Origin of the sequence: Pseudodonghicola flavimaris (assembly GCF_030164425.1) — a bacterium.
GTDB classification, from domain to species: domain Bacteria; phylum Pseudomonadota; class Alphaproteobacteria; order Rhodobacterales; family Rhodobacteraceae; genus Pseudodonghicola; species Pseudodonghicola flavimaris.
The window spans coordinates 1-18,534 of the sequence record NZ_JASNJD010000022.1 but is presented as its reverse complement, the minus strand read 5'-3'; the positions used below and the strand labels follow the sequence as shown (position 1 = coordinate 18,534).

Genomic DNA, 18,534 nt, shown 5'->3' with positions numbered 1-18,534 from the left:
GAGAAGGAAACACCGATGATCATTTACGAACCCCCGCACGCGGCGACGGAAATCCCGCTGATCGACCTGACCGACAGCTTTTCGGACGATCTGGAAAAACGCAAAGCCGTGGCCTGGGAAATCCACAAGGCCTGCGTCGACACCGGGTTTTTCTACATCAAGAACCACGGCATCCCGCAGGAGGTGATGGACGCCCAGCTGAAGCTGGCGGCCGAATTCTTCGACCTGCCGATGGAAGAGAAGATGAAGCTCGATTCCGTCCAGCAGCACTCCACCCGCGGCTATGAGCCGATGGCGGCGCAGACGCTGGACGAAGGCTCCCCGCCCGGCCTGAAGGAAGGCTTCATGTCCTCGGTCGAGGCCGGCCCCGATCACCGCTATACCAAGCTGGAAGTGCCCGGCACCGGCCCGAACCAGTGGCCCGACGAGGCTTTCCCCGAGTTCCGCCCGCAGTATGAGGCCTATGTCGAGAAGGTCCTGGACCTCGGCCGGCATCTGGCCCGTCTGGTCGCGCTGTCGCTGGAACTGCCGGAGGATTACTTCGACGAGGCGCTGGTCGAGCCGCTGCATTACTGCCGCATCCTGAAATACCCGCCGATGCCGAAGGACGCCGCCGAAAACCAGCTGGGCGCCGGCGCCCATACCGACTGGGGCCTGCTGACGCTGCTGCTGCAAGACGATATCGGCGGTTTGGAAGTGCGCAATGCCGACGGCCAGTGGATCTCCGCCCCGCCGATCCCGGGCACCTACATCATCAACCTGGGCGAGATGCTGCCGGTGATCACCAATGATCGCTACAAGGCGAACTTCCACCGGGTGCTGAACAACAAGACCGACAAGACCCGCTATTCCTGCCCGACCTTCTGCGATCCGGAGTATTTCTACAAAGTGGAATGCGCCCCCACGATCCTGGAACACGACGGTTACGCCAAATACCCGGCGATGACCGCGGGCGAGCACCTGCGCGCGCAATTCGAAAAAACCTTCGGCATCGCCGCCAAGTAAGGCGCTGCTGGGCCAATCAAGGAAAGACCCATGAACCTTCTGATGCAGGTCAGCCTGTTTTCCGAAAACTTCATCGAACTGTCGGAATTCTACCGCGACTGTTTCGATCTGACCGAGAACGAGGGGCTGCGCTCCGATGTGTTCCGCGGCTACATGTCCGGGGACTGCATGGTGGGCTTCAGCGCGCTGGCGGCCTACGAGATGCTGGGGCTGGAGCCGCGTAAGCCCGGCGAAGGCGACCAGACCGCCTTCACCTTCAAATGCGAAAGCAAGGAGGCGCTCGACGCCATCGTGGAAAAGGCCAAGGGCCTCGGCGCCACCATGGTGCAGGAGCAGTTCATGACCTATTACCACTGGTATATGGCCGTGATGCGCGACCCGGACGGCAATGCCATCCGGCTGGCCTGCACCGACGTCTAACGCGATCGGGGGCGGGCCATGGGTCCGCCCCTCTTCCCCCGGAAAGGACATCCGATGAAAGCCCTCGTCTACGGCGCCGAGAAAGAGATCCCCGATGATGTCTTCTCAGAATGGGTCTCCCGCCCGGATACGGCGGTCATCTCCATCGACATGCACGAAGGCCATCTGTCCACCGACCCGATGTGCCCCTGCCCGGCGCCGCGTGGCCGCGAGATCATCGAACCGGTCAATGAATTTCACCGCGCCGCCCGCGCGATGGGCGTTCCGGTGATCCATGTCCGCTCCGTCCTGCGCGCGACCGGAGAGGATGACCTGAAAGGCGCCCATCCGGCGGCCTGGCGCACCCTCTTCCCGCTGACCGTGGGCGAGATCCCCGGCATCGACCAGCACGCCATCGAAGGCACCCAATGGAACGAGTTTTCGACCGAGGTGCTGGAGGCCGACCTGATTGTCGAGACCAAGCGTCGGCTGTCGCCCTTCTATCCCACCGATCTGGATTTCCTGCTGCGCTCGATGGGCGTGAAACGGGTGGTCTTGAACGGCGGCATGACCGATTGCTGCGTGCTGAACGCCACCTTTGACGCCTCCAACATCGGCTACCGCGTCTGCGTCGCCGCCGACCTGGTCCGCGGCACCAATGAGGAGATGGAACAGGCCGCGCTCAAGATCATCTCGTTGCACACCGGGGTGGTGATGGCATCGGAAGAAATCCTGCGGGTCTGGGAAAGCGCCACCGCCTGAGCTCGCCCCACCTCGCCCCGCACCGAAACGGCCCTTGCGCCGGCCTGCCGTTCTTGCCAGCGTCGCCGTAAACCCAGCTGAAAGCGAGAGAGAGCAAGAGATGAAACAGATCCTGACCGGCGGCCTGCCGGAACCCGGCCAGCCCTTCACCTGGGGCGTGAAATCCGGCGACATGGTCTATACCAACCATGGCCCGGTGCAGAAGGACGGCAGCATCCTGCAGGCCGGGATCGAGGCGCAGGCGGAGCTGACCATCGAGAACCTCAAGGCGGTGATGGCCGAGGCCGGCGGCACGCTCGACCATGTGCTGCAGGTCCAGATCTTCCTGATCGACGGAGCCGACATGAAAACCGTGGACGAGGTCTATCGCCGCCACTTCAAACCGCCCTATCCGAACCGCGCCACCGTAGTGGCCAAGGAACTGGTGGCGCCCGGCATGCGGATCGAGATGATGGCCACCGCCGATCTGACCGCCTGACCCGGACGCCGATGTCCCGGGGCGCGCGCGGGCGAAGCCACGCGCGCGCCCCGGCATCCCGGCCCGGCCTCAGGCCGCCAGCCAGACCCGCGCCGGCGTGGCGATACTGTCGGGATCGATCAGCCGGATATCGCGGTGAACCATCGCCACCGCGCCGCCGGCGCTGGTCACCAAGGTGCCCAGCCGCATCCAGTCGACCACCGCCTGTTGCCAGGCCGGCAGCGCCACCCCGCCCGACGCCTCCGCCGCCGGACAAATCCGGAAATTGGCATGGCAGGCGGGATCGTAGACAGCCGGCGTCAGCAGCGTGACGCCATCGCCGTCATAGACCGCCGCCGCGGTCTCCACCGGACCGATGATATCGCTGACCACATGCGGCGCATCGCGCGGCACCCCATCCTCTCCCATCGCCCTCAGACCGGTTTCCGCCGCGAAGGTCTCCAGCGCCGCCGGGTCGGGCGCGGCGATCATCAGGTCCACCACCGCCTCTCCGGCGATCTGGCCGCGCCGCAGATAGGCCAGAAGCGCCAGGCCTGTCGCATCCTCGATAAGCGCGCTCATGTCCCGCCCGCTCAGTAGCCGCCGAAGAGCGTGGCGGTGGTGCCGGTCGCCATCACCCGCACCGGCGCGAAGGGCAGGATCTGCCCCACCCCCAGCATATAGCTGAGATCGGTACCGGCACTGTCGCGCAGCACCGCAGTGCCGGCCCCGTTGCACCACAGATAGCGCGGCCGCACCGGCAGATCGTTGTCGTCATCCGGGGTGATTGCGAAATGCACCGCGCCGGGCGACTCCAGCCCGCGCGCGTGATGCTTGAAGGGATCCTCCATCCTCTCGGTCCTTTCTGCTGATAACCGGGGTGCAGCATAGGCGCGCGGGCCGATCCGTTGCCCGGTCGCCCGGTTCAGGGCCTGTCCATCCGGGTGTCCACCCGGGCGGCGTTGACACGCCCGCTGTTCCGGGGTTCGATGCCGCCGCCAGCCCGACCGATGCGCCAGCCCCAGTCCAGTTACATCTGCGGGCCGGCCGGCATCCCATCTCTGGCCGTGCCCCGCCCTGCGCGAAGCGAGAGCGGAATGACCACAGTCTCAGATAACCCCGTCCTGTCCTCCATCGACCATGGCGTCGCCCTGGAGAGCCCCGATATCACCGTCTATTTCGCCAAGAATGGCGAGAGGTTCGATTTCGTCATCAGTGAGGGCGACTGGTCCGCCTATGCCAGGGCCCAGGCGATGGCGGCGCTGGAAAGCTATGCCGCGATCGCCGATCTGCGCGTCTCGATCACCGACGATCCCGAAGGCGCCAGCTTCCGCCTGACCAAGACAGAGACCGAATATGGATCGCTCGGCTTCATGAACCCGCCGGACCCGGCCTATGGTGACACCCAGGGCATCGCCTGGTTCAACAGCCTGCCCTATTGGGGCGACGCGGAGAGCGGCCTGCTGGATGAGGGCAGCTACATGTACACGATCTTCCTGCATGAATTCGGCCACGGGCTGGGGCTGGCGCATCCCTTCGAAGCCGGCGGCGGCTCTACCGTGATGCCCATGATCGGCGATGGCATGGGGCTGGATCAGGGCATCTATACGGTGATGACCTACAACGACGGCTGGCCCGAGGCGCCCGAGGGCCTGCCCGCGTCGCGCGCCTGGGGCTGGAACCTGGGGCCCTCGGCCATCGATATCGCGGTGCTGCAGGCGAAATACGGCGCCAATCCCGAAACCGGCAGCGGCGCGACGACCTATGTGCTGCCCGATGAGAACGCTCCCGGCACCGGCTATCTGGCGATCTGGGACGTCGGCGGTCGCGACACCCTCCGCTACAGCGGCGCCGCCGATGCGGTCATCGACCTGCGCGCCGCCACGCTTCTGGCCGAAGAAGGCGGTGGTGGCTGGGTCAGCCATGTGGCCGGCATCCACGGCGGCTTCACCATCGCCAACGGCGTGGTGATCGAACGCGCCATCGGCGGCGGCGGTGACGATCTGCTCACCGGCAATGCCGCCGACAACCTGCTGAAGGGCCGCGGCGGCGCCGACCGGATCAGCGGCGACAGCGGCGACGACCATCTTCTGGGCGGTGCCGGCGGCGACCGACTGGCGGGCGGTCTGGGCGCCGACCGGCTGGAGGGTGGCAATGGCAACGACCGGCTGCTGGGCGGCAAGGGCCAGGACGTGCTGACCGGCGGCCATGGCCGCGACGTGCTGACGGGAGGCGGCGGTGCCGATACCTTCGTCATCGCCCCGGGGGACGGCCGCGCCCGGATCACCGATTTCAGCGAAGGCGATCTGCTGGACCTGACGGCCTTCGATTTCGCCGAGTTTGCCGCCATCGAGGCCGGCCTGAGCCTGGTCGACAACGGCCTGCTCCTCGATCTCGACAGCGCGCTGGTCCGGCTGATCGGGATCGACAGCCTGAGCGCGGATCTGGTGGCGCTCTGACCGCGCCACCCGCCCGGGCGGTTACAGCGCTTCGAGAAAGGCGACGAGCGCGGCGCGCTCGTCCAGCGTCAGGTTCAGCGGCCGCAGGTGTGGCGATACCTCGGTCGCCGGCCCGAACAGCGGATCGCGCGCAGCGCGCTCGGGCTGGTGGGGCTGGATCGCGCCACCGGCGTTATAGAGATTGACCAGACCGCGCAGCGTCGGGAACAGCCCGTTGTGCATATAGGGCGCGCTGCGCGACACATGCCTGAGGCTCGGGGTCAGGAAGGCGCCCGCATCCGCCGGATCCCCGGTCAGCGCATAGCGGCCCATGTCCTCGTATCTGCGCTGGTAATAGGTCAGCCCGATCTTGTGGGCCTGCCCGTCCATCAGCGCCGGCCCCATGTGGCAATTGACGCAGCGCGCCTTGGTGCGGAACAGATGCAGCCCCTCTATCTGCCGATCCGACAGCATCGCGGTTTCCCCCGACAGGAACCGGTCGAGCCGGCTGGGAAAATCCAGCTGGCGTTCGAAACTGGCCAGAGCGCCGGCGACCCGGGCCAGCGTGATCTCGCTGTCGCCATAGACGGCGGCGAAGGCCTCGGGGTAGCCCGGCAGCCACTTCAACCGATGCGCCACATCGCTCAGGTCGTGATTGGCCATCTCGTTCTCCGCCGCCAGCGGCCCCATCACCTGATCCTCCAGGCTGGCGGCGCGGCCGTCCCAGAAGAACGCCGGCCGCGCCCAGGCGGCGAACAGCGACGGCGCGTTGCGCGTTCCCTCGGCCCGGCCATGACCGAAGGCGCGCGGCAGCCCGTCGCCCCAACCCAGCCGCCGGTTATGGCAGCTCTGGCAGGCGATATGACCGGACGCCGAAAGGATCGGATCGTTGAAGAGCCGCTCCCCCAACGCGACCTTCCGCGCCTCCGCGCTGCCCGCCTCCGGCCGTGGCGGCAAATCCGCCGCAGCCAGTTCGACATAGGCGACATCGGGATCGACCCAGGGCGCCGGCCAATGGTCCGGCGATCCGGCATAGACCGCCCGCAGACGCGCCGCCCGATCCGGTACCGGGGTCGCCAGATCGACCGCCCCGATCACCAAGAGGATCGCCACCGCCGCCCAGATCGGCCAGTGCCAGTAGGCCGCGAGCCGGGTCATCAGTGTCGGGGATATCGTGGCCGGGGCGGTGGTCTCGGCGCGTCTGTTCATCCTGCTCTCCTTACCAGGTCACCGAAGTGCCGAAATAGAACGAGCGGCCTTCGATCCAGGGGTTGTCGTCGGTCGAGGTGGCGCCGCCGGTGTCGTTAAAGAGGTTCGCCACCTTCAGGTTCAGATCCACCGTGCCGGTCTGCAGCTCGGCCAGGCGAAGCCGCGCGGTCAGGAAGGCCGATACCGCGGTACTGAATTTATAGTCGGTGTAGATATTGTGGCTCTGGCTGCCATAGACCGCATGGGTCAGGGTCTCGTTGCTGCCGCTGTCGCGCGTCCCGTCATAGCCGAAGGTGATATCGGCGCCGATTCCCAGCCCGAACCGCCCCTGTTTCCAGGAGCTTCGCAGTTCCAGCGTCGAGCGCACCGGGATGTCCAGATTGCCGGTGACCCCGTCGAATTCCTCGGTGGTATAGCTCTGCCCGTGATAGGAGATGAACTCATAACTGCCCTCGTCTTCGAGGAAATAGCTGTTGTTCGACACCGAGCGGTCCGCCCAGACGCCGGAGACATAGAGACCGACACTGTCCAGCGCCGCGATCCCCGGCGCCGCCCAGAGCTTTTCGTATTCCAGCGACACCGACTTATAGCGGGTCCAGCCATCGTTGGTCAGCTCCTGCGAGGTCGAGCTGCTGGCGGTGGAGGCGGCGAACTGGTCCTTGCCGTCGCGATAGATGCCGCTCAGCCGCCAGACACCATCGGTCCAGCTGTCGCGGAACACGACCTTCAGCGACAGCTCGTCGTTATAGGGCGTGTCCAGATTGCCCTGGGTATAGCTGTAGCGGCCCAGATCGATGGCGGTGGTCCAGTCGGTCCCGACCTCGCCGGTGGTCGCGTCATGGCCGCGGGTCTGGTTCAGCCCACGCGGAACCGCGTCATGGATCGCATAGGCCAGGAAATTGTCGCTGTAATAGCGGTTCGCGCCCAGCGACACCTCCAGCCGGTCGCTCGGCCGCCAGGTTCCGGTCAGCCGCGGCGCCAGGTCGAAATTGTGAAAGACATCGTTGTAATCGGCCCGCAGCCCGGCGCGCAGGCTGAACGTACCCCAGGTCTGTTCCAGTTCGGCGAAGGCCTCGGCCTTCCAGGCCTCGACCGACACGTCATAGGGGTCCTGAATGATGCGGCGGTTGAAATACTGATCGGCCAGGCAGCTGTCGTCCCCGTCGGCGCAGATGAAGGCGTCGAAGGCATCGCCGGCACCGATCCGCGTCGTCGTGCTGTAATAGCTGAAGCCGGAGGCGGAGCGGCTGGCGTCGATATGTTCGATCGCACCGCCAATGGCGAAATTGCCCCGGGCGACATCGGCCTCCAGCATCGCCTCCAGACGCTCGTGAGTGTCCTTGTAATAGGTGTCGCCGTAGCCACCGGTGCGGCAGCCGACCAGGCTCGTGGCTGTCGCATCGCCTTCGCACCAGCCCGAGAAGGCATCGGTATAGAAGGCTTCCCCACCATAGGGGTAGGACCCATACCAGTTGTAATAGGCGCTCTTGTCGTTCTCGTTCGAGGATCGGTTATTCTGATAGATGCCGCGCAGGGTCAGCTTGGCGTTCGACATCTCCAGCCCGGCAATCGACAGGCTGTCCCACTCCCGCTCGTACTTGCTGTCGAGCAGGATGTTGCGGCTGTCCACATCGACGTGAAAACCATCGGCGTAATCGCTATCCCAACCCTGGCTGTAATCGGTGACATAGGCCCCCAGGGTCAGCTTGCCGCCATTGAGAAAGCCGTTCACATAGGACAGCCCGTAAAAGTCGCTGCGGCTGTCGTTCTCGGCCCAGGGCTCCACATACTGCGGATCCATCGACTTGCGCCCCTCGGCATAGCGGCGCGAGAATCCGAAGCGGAGGGCGGAGCGTTCCGTCAGCGGCTGGTTCATCTCGATCGCATATTCCAGCTTGGTCCATTCCGGTTTCGGCTGGTCATCGGGGTTGTCGCCATCCTCGGTCCCCAGCACATAGCTGGTCCAGTCGTGGGTGCCGTAGTTGACGACGAAGGAACCTTCCTTCTTCTCCGGATTGGCCTCCCGCAGGCGGTACTTGATCACCCCGCCCTGAAAGCCGCCGTAGCGGGCGGGGATATCGGAATCCAGCACCTCGACACTCTCGACGAAGGAGGTCGGGATGAACTGGGACTGCGAATGCAGCCCGTAGAAGGCATAGATCGCCGGGGTGCCGGTATCGCGGCTGAGATCGCCACTGGTGGTGGGGCTGGCATTGCCGGTGATGGAGTTCACCCCCACCCCGTTCAGCATGATGTTGTTTTCGGTGACCGAGGCGCCCGAGATCGACAGCTCCAGCGGTTTCAGATCCAGTACGTCATCGACATTGCTGCCGGCGTCGGAGCTGTCGGGCCGCTGCGCCTGCACATGCGGCAGCGTCGCCAGCGCGGTATTGGCATCGCCTGACCCGTCCGAGCGCAGATTGGTCGATGCCCCGCTCAGCACGGTGGCGCCGGCGCCCTCGTCCGAACTGTCGATGGCACGGATCTCGCCCTCCTCCTGTTCGACCAGGATCGGGTCGAGTTCCAGCATTTCCTGAGCCGAAAGGGGCGTGAGTGTCAGGGTGGAGAGCAGCAGCGCCGTGGTGCCCAGAAGCCGCCGACGCCGCGACGGCGGCGAGAAGAGAAGTCGCATTTGAACCATCCGTTTTCAGTGTCGGAGCTGGCGTGCGGCTTGCGTCCCTCGTGTTTTCTCATCGCCCTAGGGGATGTGCCCCCGGGGTTCAAGACTAATCCCGATTGTTTTTATCATGTTTGAGGGCTGAGATGTGCAAACGCCACGCATGCCCTGGGGTCAACGGCCAGCGCGGTGTCTCGGTTCCAGGTGGAGTGCGGCGTTCAGACAGCCCGGCTCAGACCTGCTCAGCCGGATCGGGGTGCACCCGGCGCGGAATATTGTCGCGCGGCGATACCGTCTGACGTTCGATCATCCGGTGCACACGCAGCGGGGCAGAGCCCTTGTGCAGCGCCTTGAGCTGATCGAACACGCCGGCATCGACATGGGTGCGCCGTTCGTTGTGGCGGATATATTCCACCCAGGTCGGCACGTGATAGGATTCAGTCCACAGATCGGGGTTCTCCAGATCCCGCAGCAAGGACCATTGCTGTGCCCCGTCGCGCACCCGGACCCGGCGCCGCTGGCTCATCAGCTCCAGAAACCGCGGCACATCGGTCTGATCGATCTCGTAATCCACCATGATCATGATCGGACCGCTGCGCGGGGTGATATCCAGCTGCAGGGGCGGTTCGGTGAAGCGGTTGGCGGGATCGAGGTTCAGATCCTGAGAATCCGGCAGCGGCGCCACCATCCCGACCAGGGCACCGAACAACAACGCTCCACAGGCCACGAACAGCGCCACCTGCAGCCCCGCCTGTTCCGAGATCGCGCCCCAGATCCAGCTGCCGGCGGCCATGCCGCCGAAAGTCCCGGTCTGATAGAGCGCCAGCACCCGGCCGACCACCCAGCGCGGCGTCGACAACTGCATCGTCACATTGAAGAGAGACAGCGAAATCACCCAGCAGAAGCCCGCCAGCAGCAGCGAGGCGCCGCTGAGCACCGCGAAGGGGCTGAGCGCCAGCACGGTGAAGGTCACGATGAACCCTGCAAAGCCCATCCGGGTGATGATCTCGTTGCGGAAACGGTCGCGCAGCCGGCCGTTGGCCAGTGCCCCGCCCACGGCTCCGAAGCCGAAACAGCCCAGCAGAACCCCATAGGTCAGCGCCCCGCCGTCCAGATGATCGCGCACCACCAGCGGCAGCAGCGCCAGCACCGCCACCGCCGAGACCCCGAAGATACAGCCGCGCAGGATGATCCGGATCAGGTTCGGCGACAGCGCGACATAGCGCAGCCCGGCGGCAAAGGCACTGCCGAAGGGTTCGCGCGGCAGAGTCCTGGGCGGGCGCTGCGGCCGCCAGCCGAACAGCGCCGCGATGATGGCGATATAGCTGAAGGCATTCACCGCGAAGGCGGCGGCCGCCCCCGCCAACGCCACGATGGCGCCGCCCGCCGCCGGGCCGACGCTGCGCATCATGTTGAAGCCCATGCTGTTGACCGAGACCGCCGCCGGCAGTTCCTCCCGGCTGACGATATCGCCGACCGAGGCCTGCCAGGACGGCGTATGCAGCGCGGTGCCACAGCCGATCATGAAGGTGAAGGACAACAGCAGCCAGGGCGACAGCAACCCCTCGAACGCCAGAAAGGCCAGCACGATCGACACCAGGCACATGAAGCTCTGCGCCCAGAGCATGATCTTCCGGCGGTCGTAGTTGTCGGCGAAAACCCCAGCCGTCAGCGAAAAGATCATGATCGGCAGGGTGACCGAGGATTGCACCAGCGCCACCATCGCCTGTGACGAGGTCAGCGTCGTCATCATCCAGGCGGCGCCGACCGATTGCACCAGACCGCCGAAATTCGACGCCAGGGTCGCGATCCAGAGCATCCGGAAGGTCCGGTTGCGGAACACGGCGAGCGTGGGCACGGAATTGGGCATCGGCTTTCTCCGCTGGAAGCTGGTGTCGGTCATTCTGCCGCACGTCGGGGCAAGTCCTTGCATTCTATGCGGATCTCTGCCCCCGGTCGCAAGCCGCCTTGAACGATGCGGCGAAAAACCGGCACCGATGCGCCCTGTGCCCCCTGTCCCGGCGCTGGTCGCGACCGGTCTCAGCCCGCCGCCAGGCCCGCCCCGGCCAGCGCCGCTGTCACCTCTGTCACCCGCTCGGCATTGCTGCCGGCCCGTTGGCCGTCTGGATGGACCAGCGCATTTTCGAACCCTACGCGGCATTTGCCGCCCCGCTGTGCCGCCGCGACCAGGCAGGCGGTCTCACCCTGCCCAAAGGCGCAGACCGCCCAGTCCGGGCTGAGTCCTTCCGCAGCCACCCAGTCAAGAAACGGCGCCAGCATCCCCGGATCGGATTGCTGCCCGGCGGTGTAGCGGCCCAGCACGAAGAGCAGCTGCAGCCCCCGATCACGCAACAGCGCCGGCGGCAGGACATGAGTCAGCACCTCGGCATCGGCGCGATCGTAGAGGATATGCTGCACCGCGATCCCCCGCTCTGCGCAGCACTCGTAGAACCGGCGCGCGGCGGTGCCGCTGTCGCGGATGTTCTCGCGCAGCGCCACCGACACCATCGTCGCGCCGGAATGCAGCGCGACATAGCGCTGATGCGCCGGGTGATAGAGGCCGGCGGCCTCCGTCGTGATCTGCAGCGCCAGCCCCGGCACCTCTGCCGCCAGATGCGTCAGCGCCTCGGCATAGGCACCGCTGTCCAGCAGGTGGCCGCCGGCATCGTCGCGCAGATGCAGGTGCAGCGCGCCCGCGCCCGCCGCCAGGCAGGCACGGGCCTCTGCGGTGATCTCCTCCAGCGCGATCGGCAACGCCGGGTGGTCCGCCTTGCTCTTGGTGGCGCCGTTGGGGGCGACCATCAGCCGGGGCAGCGTCATCACAGCACCGCCGCGAAGGCTTGCGACAGCTTGTCGACCAGCTCGCCGATCTGATCCTCGCTGAGGATGAAGGGCGGCGCCAGCAGCACGTGATCCCCCTGTTTGCCATCGATGGTGCCCCCCATCGGATAGCAGATCAGCCCCGCCTCGAAGGCCGCCGCCTTGACCCGGGCGGCCTTGCCCTCGGCCGGATCGAAGGGGGTCTTGCTGGCGCGGTCGGCGACGATCTCCAGTCCGCGGAACATCCCCCGGCCGCGGATATCTCCGATATGCGGGTGCTGCCCGAAGGCCGCCCGCAGCGCCGCGTCCAGCGTCTCGCCCATCTCAGCCGCCCGGGCGGTCAGCCCGTCGTCGGTCAGCCGGGTCAGCACCGCATCGGCCGCCGCCGCGGCGGTGGGATGGGCGTTATAGGTGTGGCCGTGCTGGAAGAAGCCCGAGCCCTCGGCAAAGGCCGCATGGATCCGGCCCGAGCAGAGCGCCGCGCCGATCGGCTGATAGCCGGCCCCGAGCCCCTTGGCGATGGTGACGATATCGGGGGCGATGCCGTCCTGTTCGCAGGCAAACAGCGTTCCGGTCCGGCCCATGCCGCACATCACCTCATCCAGGATCAGCAGGATGCCATAGCGGTCGCAGATCTCGCGGATCCGTTTGAAATAGCCCGGCACCGCCGGCACCGCGCCCAGGGTCGCGCCCACCACCGGCTCGGCAACGAAGGCGATCACCGTCTCCGGCCCGACACGGTTCAGCTCAGCCTCGAGCTCGTCGGCGACACGCAGCCCGTAGGCCTCCAGGCTCTCCCCCTCCATCTGACCGCGATAGGCGTAGCAGGGAGAGATGTGGTTGGTCTCGATCAGCAGCGGTGCGAATTTCGCCTTGCGCCAGGCGTTGCCGCCGGCCGCCAGCGCGCCCAGCGTATTGCCGTGATAGCTCTGCCGACGGGCGATGAAGCGGGTGCGCAGCGGCTCGCCGATCTCGACGAAATACTGCCGCGCCATCTTCAGCGCGGCTTCCACCGCCTCCGACCCTCCGGAGACCAGATAGACCCGGTCGATCCCCTCGGGCGCATGGGCAACCAGCCGGTCGGCCAGACGCTCTGCCGGGTCGGAGCTGAAGAACCCCGAATGCGCGAAAGGCAGCTGATCCAGCTGGTCCTTGATCGCCTGGATCACCGTCTGATCGGAGTGACCGAGGCAGGAGACCGCCGCGCCGCCGGAGCCATCGAGATACCGCTTGCCGGCGGCATCGAAGATATAGGCGCCCTCGCCCCGCACCGCGCGCGGCGGCGTGGCCCGGGACGACCGGTGGAAGACATGTGACGGGGGGACGACGGGGGCGTTCATGCGAATCTCCGAACTCAGCGCAATGCGGCGCGTTTCAGGATGATACAATTGTTTCATTTATTGACAACATATGAAACAAATGAAACGCTAAGAATCGCAAATCCGTTACCGTCAGTCACACCCCGGGGGCCGCGCGTGCAGCCAAGTTTTGAACGCAGACTTGCGGAAAGTTACGGCAGGCTCAGCGCGCGGCTGCAGCAGGCGGGCGATTATCTCGCCGCCAATCCGGTCGATACCGCGTCGCGGTCGCTGCGCACGGTGGCCGAGGAAAGCGGGATTTCACCGGCCACCTTCAGCCGGCTGGCCCGGGCGCTGGGATATGACGGCTTCGAGGACCTGCGCGAGGCAATGCGCACCCAGATCGGCCGCAGCGTCTCCAGCTTCGCCGCCCGCGCCGACGATCTGCGGCAAACCCAGGGCGAACAGCCGCATGTGTTCCTGGACAACGCCCGCAGCAGCGCCATTGCCAACCTCAATCAGCTGGCCGCCGGCATCGATACCGATCAGCTCGACCGCACCGCCGCGCGGCTGGCCACGGCCCGAAACGTGCTGCTGCTGGGGGCGCTCGGGTCGACCGGAATCGCCGAATACGCTGGCTATATGGGCAATTTCCTCGGGCCGAACTGGAAGCAGATCGGCCGCATGGGGGCCTCCATCGGCAGCGCGATCTGCGATCTCGACGCCCAGGATGCGCTGATCGTCATCACCAAGGCCCCCTACGCCACAGTGTCGATCCGCGCCGCGGAAGAGGCGCGCCGGCAGGGGGTCTATGTGGTGGTCATCGCCTCCAGCCACACCTGCCCGGCGCTGCGCGGCGCCGACTCCGGCTTCATCGTCCCCTCCGACGGGCCCAACTTCTTCTCATCCTATGTCGCCACCGTGTTTCTGCTGGAAACCCTGGTGGCCATGGTCGCCCGTGGCTGCGGCCCGGAAACCTCTGAGCGCATCGCCGAAATCGAACGTCAGAGCCGTGTTCTGGGCGAGGTCATAGGGTGAATGCAGGGGAAATTTCCCCCTAACATCGCAGTCCGCCTGCGGTGAGCTTTCATGAACGAACCAAGAAACCAATGGGAGTACTGAGCTCATGACGAAACACTTCAAACTCGGCCTCGCCGCGCTGGTTGCCAGCGCAAGCTTCGCGACCGCCTCTGCCGCAGAAGAATTCGTGACCATCGGCACCGGCGGTGTCACCGGGGTCTACTACCCCACCGGCGGCGCCATCTGTCGCCTGGTCAACAAGGGCCGCCGCGACCACGGCGTGCGCTGCTCGGTCGAATCCACCGGCGGCTCGGTCTACAACATCAACACCATCCGCGAGGGCGAGCTGGAATTCGGCGTCGCCCAGTCGGACTGGCAGTACCATGCCTATAACGGCACCTCGAAATTCGAGGACCAGGGCCCGTTCAAGGATCTGCGCGCGGTCTTCTCGGTTCATCCCGAACCATTCACCGTGGTCGCCCGCGCCGATGCCGGTGTGAAGACCTTCGAGGATCTCAAGGGCAAGCGGGTGAATATCGGCAATCCCGGCTCCGGCCAGCGCGGCACCATGGAAGTGCTGATGGACGCCATGGGCTGGACCAGCGGCGACTTCGCCCTGGCGACCGAGCTGAAGGCCTCGGAGCAATCCGCCGCCCTCTGCGACAACCAGATCGACGCCATGGTCTATACCGTCGGCCACCCCTCCGGCTCGATCCAGGAGGCCACCACCGCCTGTGACTCCGTGCTGGTCGAAGTCGCCGGCCCGGTCGTCGACCAGCTGGTCGCGGACAATTCCTTCTACCGCAAGGCCACCATCCCCGGCGGCATGTACCGTGGCAATCCCGATGACGTACATACCTTCGGGGTCGGCGCGACCATCGTGACCTCGGCCAATGTCTCCGACGATGCGGTCTATGCCGTGGTGTCCGCCGTGTTCGAAAATTTCGACGACTTCAAGGGCCTGCATCCGGCTTTCGCCAACCTGAAGCCGGAGGAGATGATCAAGGACGGCCTGTCCGCGCCGCTGCACCCGGGTGCCGCCAAATACTACAAAGAAAAAGGTTGGATGGAGTAATCCTCCACCCCTATCCTGATCCCGCGATCGGTCCGGAGGGCGGCCAGCCGCCCTCCGACAGCAGACAAAAATCACAACATTAAACTCAATCGACTTCCGGCTGGGGAGGGCGAAGGTCGAGACGGGGGGCCTGATGTCCGATTTTGAAAAACGCGCATTGAACGAAGACGAACTGCAGGAACTGGTCGCCGCCTCAGACAGCGGCGCCCGGGCCGTACCCGGGGCCATCGGCACGCTGATCGCCGCTGTGGCTCTGATCTGGTCGGTGTTTCAGGTCCTGCTGGCCTCGCCGGTGGCGCCCTATGTGCTGCCCGGCGACCTGATCAACAATTCCCGCCAGATCCATCTGGCCTTCGCCATTTTCCTGTCGGCCATGGCCTATCCGCTGTTCAGGGCGGCGCCGAAGAACCGGGTGCCCTGGTATGACTGGATCCTCGCCATCGGCGGCGCGGCCCTGGCGATGTACGGCTATTTCTTCTACCAGAAGATCGTCAACAACGGCGGCCTCGCGGACACCAGCGATGCGTGGTTCTCGCTCGCCGGGCTGCTGTTCCTCTTCATCGCCGCCTATCGCACCCTTGGCCCGGTGATGGTGATCCTCGCCATCGTCTTCCTCGCCTATGTCTTCTTCGGCGCCTCGGAAATGGTCCCCGACCAGATCCGCTGGGCCGGGGCCTCCCTCCGCAAGGCGATGAGCCATATGTGGATCACCTCCGAGGGGGTCTTCGGTATCGCGCTCGGCGTCTCGACCAAATTCGTCTTTCTCTTCGTGCTGTTCGGCGCCCTGCTGGATAAGGCCGGCGCCGGCAACTACTTCATCAAGATGGCCTTCGGCGCGCTCGGCCACCTGCGGGGCGGCCCGGCCAAGGCCGCCGTTGTCGGCTCCGCCGCGACCGGGCTGATTTCCGGCTCTTCCATCGCCAATGTGGTCACCACCGGCACCTTCACCATCCCCCTGATGAAACGCGTGGGCTTCTCCGCCGAAAAGGCCGGCTCGGTCGAGGTCGCCTCCTCGGTCAACGGCCAGATCATGCCGCCGGTGATGGGGGCCGCCGCCTTCCTGATGGTCGAATACGTGGGCATTTCCTATTTCGAGGTGATCACCCATGCCTTCGTGCCGGCGATCATCTCCTATATCGCGCTGGTCTATATCGTTCACCTCGAAGCGCTTAAGAACAAGATGCCGACGCTCGGCAACAAGGTCGTCTCGCTGGGCAAGACGGTGGGTGGCATGTTCGTCTTCTTCGCCGGCTTCGCGGCGCTGTGCTATGCCACACAGTTCCCGGTGCGCGCCGTCGTCGCGCTGGTGCCCGAGGGTGCCGGCTGGGTGCTGGCCCTGCTGCTGGGGCTGGTCTATGTCGGCCTCGTCAGACTGGCCGCCTCGGTCGAGGAGCTGGAAGCCGACGACCCCAACGCGGAAATCGTCGAGCTGCCCGATATCGGCAAGATCTGGAAGGCCGGCCTCTATTACCTCATGCCGATCGTGGTGCTGGTCTATTTCCTGATGATCGAACGGAAATCGCCCGGCCTCTCCGCCTTCTGGGCCACCTTCCTGCTGTTCTTCATCCTGATCACCCAGAAGACGCTGAAGGCCTTTTTCCGGGGCGAGGACAACGCGCTCTCCCGCCTGAAGGATGGCGCGATCGACCTGATCGACGGCATGATCGACGGCGCCCGCAACATGATCGGCATCGGCCTGGCCACTGCCACCGCCGGCATCATCGTCGGCACCGTGTCGCTGACCGGGATCGGTCAGGTGATGGCGGATTTCGTCGAATTCCTGTCCGGCGGCAATCTGATCCTGATGCTGATCTTCGTGGCAATCCTGTCGCTGATCCTGGGCATGGGGCTGCCGACCACGGCGAATTATATCGTGGTCTCTTCGCTGATGGTCTCGGTGGTGGTGGAACTCGGCGCCCAGTCGGGGCTGGTGGTGCCGCTGATCGCGGTGCATCTCTTCGTCTTCTATTTCGGGATCATGGCCGATGTGACCCCGCCGGTGGGGCTGGCCAGTTTCGCCGCCGCCGCCGTCTCCGGCGGCGATGCGATCCGCACCGGTTTCACCGCCTTCTTCTATTCGCTGCGCACCGTCGCTCTGCCCTTCGTCTTCATCTTCAACACCGATCTGCTGCTGATCGACGTGACCTGGACACAGGGCATCATCGTCTTCGTCATCGCCACCATCGGCATTCTGGTCTTCACCGCCGCCACCATGGGGTTCTTCCTGACCAAGTCGCGCATCTGGGAAACCCTGGCGCTGCTGATCGTTGCCTTTGCCCTGTTCCGGCCCGGTTTTTTCATGGATCAGATCCAGCACCCCTATCATGCCATAGACCCCGCCGCGTTCGAGCAGGCCCTGACTGAGGCACCGACCGGATCGCAACTGCGCGTGGTCATCTCCGGCCCGGATTTCGACACGCTGGAGATGAAGGATCTGACCGTGGTGCTGGATGTTGCCGAGGGCGATCTTCAGGCCCGGCTGGATGCGCTGGGGCTGCTGCTGATGCCCGAGGGCGACAAGATGATCCTGGAGGAACCGATGTTCGGCACGCCGCTCGGCGACAAACTGTCCAGCTTCGATTTCTACGGCGACAATCCGGTTGAGATCACCGCCGTACAGGCCCCGGTCAACCAGCTTCCCAAGGAGCTGATCTTCATCCCGGCGCTGCTGCTGCTCGGCCTGGTCGCCTTCCTGCAATCCCGCCGCGCGGCCCGTCCCGAAGGAGTTCCGGCATGACCCTCACCACCATCCTCTGCGCCGTCGATGTCAACCGCCCGGAAAGCGAGGCCAAGGTGCTGACCCGCGCCTGGCGCCTGGCAGAGCTCGAAGGCGCGCAGCTCGACGTGATCACGGTGCTGCCCGACTACGGGATGAGCATGGTCGGCGGCTTCTTCAAGGAAGGCCACACCTCTGAGGCGATCACCCAGGCCCGCGCCGCGCTGTCCACCCTGGTGGCCGATGTGCTTGGCGCGGCGGTCAACGCCAGGGTCCGCCATATCGTCGGCGTCGGCACCGCCTATCACGAGATCCTCGAAACCGCCGGAAAGGACGGCGCTGATCTGATCGTGCTCGGCGCCCACCGGCCCGACCTGAAGGACTACCTCCTCGGGCCCAATGCCTCACGGGTGGTGCGCCATTCGAACTGCTCGGTCTATGTCGTGCGCTGACCGCCGAGCCCGGGACGCACCGACACGAAAAACCCCCGGTACAGACAGTACCGGGGGATTGCTTCTGGACCGTTGCGCATTCCGGTTTCAGCTTCTGGCGTAGATGTCCTCGTAGCGGATGATGTCGTCCTCGCCGAGGTAGGAGCCGGTCTGCACCTCGATCAGCACCATCGGCACCTTGCCGGGGTTTTCCATCCGGTGGACGGCGCCCAGCGGGATGTAGACGGACTGGTTCTCGGTCACCAGCTTCACCTCCTCGTCGATGG

Annotated in this window: 16 protein-coding genes and 1 pseudogene; 9 read left to right on the top strand and 8 right to left on the bottom strand. The window is 65.5% G+C overall.

Annotated elements, in window-relative coordinates; genetic code table 11:
• Positions 1–15 precede the first annotated feature (15 nt).
• The 4 genes from QO033_RS20865 (at position 16) to QO033_RS20850 (ending at position 2,644) form a co-directional block, all read left to right on the top strand.
• Positions 16–1,005: an isopenicillin N synthase family dioxygenase gene (locus QO033_RS20865; RefSeq protein ID WP_284482833.1), complete on the top strand. Its 990-nt coding sequence runs from the start codon at positions 16–18 to the stop codon at positions 1,003–1,005.
• Between the two features lie 30 nt (positions 1,006–1,035).
• Positions 1,036–1,425, top strand: coding sequence for a VOC family protein (locus QO033_RS20860; protein ID WP_284482832.1), 390 nt, complete (start codon positions 1,036–1,038; stop codon positions 1,423–1,425).
• Between the two features lie 54 nt (positions 1,426–1,479).
• On the top strand, positions 1,480–2,166 hold the full coding sequence (locus tag QO033_RS20855; RefSeq protein WP_284482831.1) for a cysteine hydrolase family protein: 687 nt from the start codon (positions 1,480–1,482) through the stop codon (positions 2,164–2,166).
• Between the two features lie 100 nt (positions 2,167–2,266).
• On the top strand, positions 2,267–2,644 hold the full coding sequence (locus tag QO033_RS20850; RefSeq protein WP_284482830.1) for a RidA family protein: 378 nt from the start codon (positions 2,267–2,269) through the stop codon (positions 2,642–2,644).
• Between the two features lie 69 nt (positions 2,645–2,713).
• Here the strand turns inward: QO033_RS20850 and QO033_RS20845 are convergent, their stop codons facing one another.
• Together QO033_RS20845 and QO033_RS20840 are read right to left on the bottom strand one after the other, a co-directional pair.
• The gene (locus QO033_RS20845; RefSeq protein ID WP_284482829.1) at positions 2,714–3,205 is read right to left on the bottom strand and encodes a hypothetical protein; all 492 of its coding nucleotides are present in this window, start codon (positions 3,203–3,205) and stop codon (positions 2,714–2,716) included.
• 11 nt (positions 3,206–3,216) lie between these two features.
• Complete coding sequence (locus QO033_RS20840; RefSeq protein ID WP_284482828.1) at positions 3,217–3,474, bottom strand: spike base protein, RCAP_Rcc01079 family; 258 nt, start codon at positions 3,472–3,474, stop codon at positions 3,217–3,219.
• A 246-nt stretch (positions 3,475–3,720) separates the two neighbouring features.
• Here QO033_RS20840 and QO033_RS20835 point away from each other — a divergent pair, with 246 nt between their 5' ends.
• Positions 3,721–5,082 (top strand): M10 family metallopeptidase C-terminal domain-containing protein, encoded by a 1,362-nt coding sequence (locus tag QO033_RS20835; protein WP_284482827.1) that lies wholly within the window; start codon positions 3,721–3,723, stop codon positions 5,080–5,082.
• Between the two features lie 21 nt (positions 5,083–5,103).
• Here QO033_RS20835 and QO033_RS20830 read toward each other — a convergent pair whose 3' ends face one another.
• The 5 genes from QO033_RS20830 to QO033_RS20810 form a co-directional block, all read right to left on the bottom strand.
• Complete coding sequence (locus tag QO033_RS20830) at positions 5,104–6,270, bottom strand: cytochrome-c peroxidase (protein WP_284482826.1); 1,167 nt, start codon at positions 6,268–6,270, stop codon at positions 5,104–5,106.
• Positions 6,271–6,280: 10 nt separating this feature from the next.
• Positions 6,281–8,902 carry a TonB-dependent receptor gene (locus QO033_RS20825; protein WP_284482825.1) on the bottom strand — a complete coding sequence of 874 codons (2,622 nt, stop codon included), beginning with the start codon at positions 8,900–8,902 and terminating at the stop codon, positions 6,281–6,283.
• Positions 8,903–9,119: 217 nt separating this feature from the next.
• Positions 9,120–10,757 carry an MFS transporter gene (locus QO033_RS20820; protein ID WP_284482824.1) on the bottom strand — a complete coding sequence of 546 codons (1,638 nt, stop codon included), beginning with the start codon at positions 10,755–10,757 and terminating at the stop codon, positions 9,120–9,122.
• A gap of 170 nt (positions 10,758–10,927) precedes the next feature.
• Positions 10,928–11,707, bottom strand: coding sequence for a 3-keto-5-aminohexanoate cleavage protein (locus QO033_RS20815; protein WP_284482823.1), 780 nt, complete (start codon positions 11,705–11,707; stop codon positions 10,928–10,930).
• Positions 11,707–13,047, bottom strand: coding sequence for an aspartate aminotransferase family protein (locus QO033_RS20810; protein ID WP_284482822.1), 1,341 nt, complete (start codon positions 13,045–13,047; stop codon positions 11,707–11,709). The genes QO033_RS20815 and QO033_RS20810 overlap by 1 nt, the downstream gene beginning before the upstream one ends.
• Positions 13,048–13,182: 135 nt before the next feature.
• Between QO033_RS20810 and QO033_RS20805 the strand changes: the two genes are divergently transcribed.
• The 4 genes from QO033_RS20805 (at position 13,183) to QO033_RS20790 (ending at position 18,268) form a co-directional block, all read left to right on the top strand.
• On the top strand, positions 13,183–14,043 hold the full coding sequence (locus QO033_RS20805) for a MurR/RpiR family transcriptional regulator (protein ID WP_284482821.1): 861 nt from the start codon (positions 13,183–13,185) through the stop codon (positions 14,041–14,043).
• Between the two features lie 88 nt (positions 14,044–14,131).
• A complete protein-coding gene (locus QO033_RS20800) occupies positions 14,132–15,100 on the top strand; it encodes a TAXI family TRAP transporter solute-binding subunit (RefSeq protein ID WP_284482820.1) in 969 nt (322 codons plus the stop codon).
• A gap of 133 nt (positions 15,101–15,233) precedes the next feature.
• The gene (locus tag QO033_RS20795) at positions 15,234–17,837 is read left to right on the top strand and encodes a TRAP transporter permease (RefSeq protein ID WP_407682135.1); all 2,604 of its coding nucleotides are present in this window, start codon (positions 15,234–15,236) and stop codon (positions 17,835–17,837) included.
• On the top strand, positions 17,834–18,268 hold the full coding sequence (locus QO033_RS20790; protein ID WP_284482819.1) for a universal stress protein: 435 nt from the start codon (positions 17,834–17,836) through the stop codon (positions 18,266–18,268). The genes QO033_RS20795 and QO033_RS20790 overlap by 4 nt, the downstream gene beginning before the upstream one ends.
• An 87-nt stretch (positions 18,269–18,355) precedes the next feature.
• On the opposite strand, the pseudogene cpsB reads toward QO033_RS20790, so the two are convergent.
• Positions 18,356–18,534 (bottom strand): annotated as a pseudogene (cpsB, locus tag QO033_RS20785) (mannose-1-phosphate guanylyltransferase/mannose-6-phosphate isomerase); the annotation flags it as partial.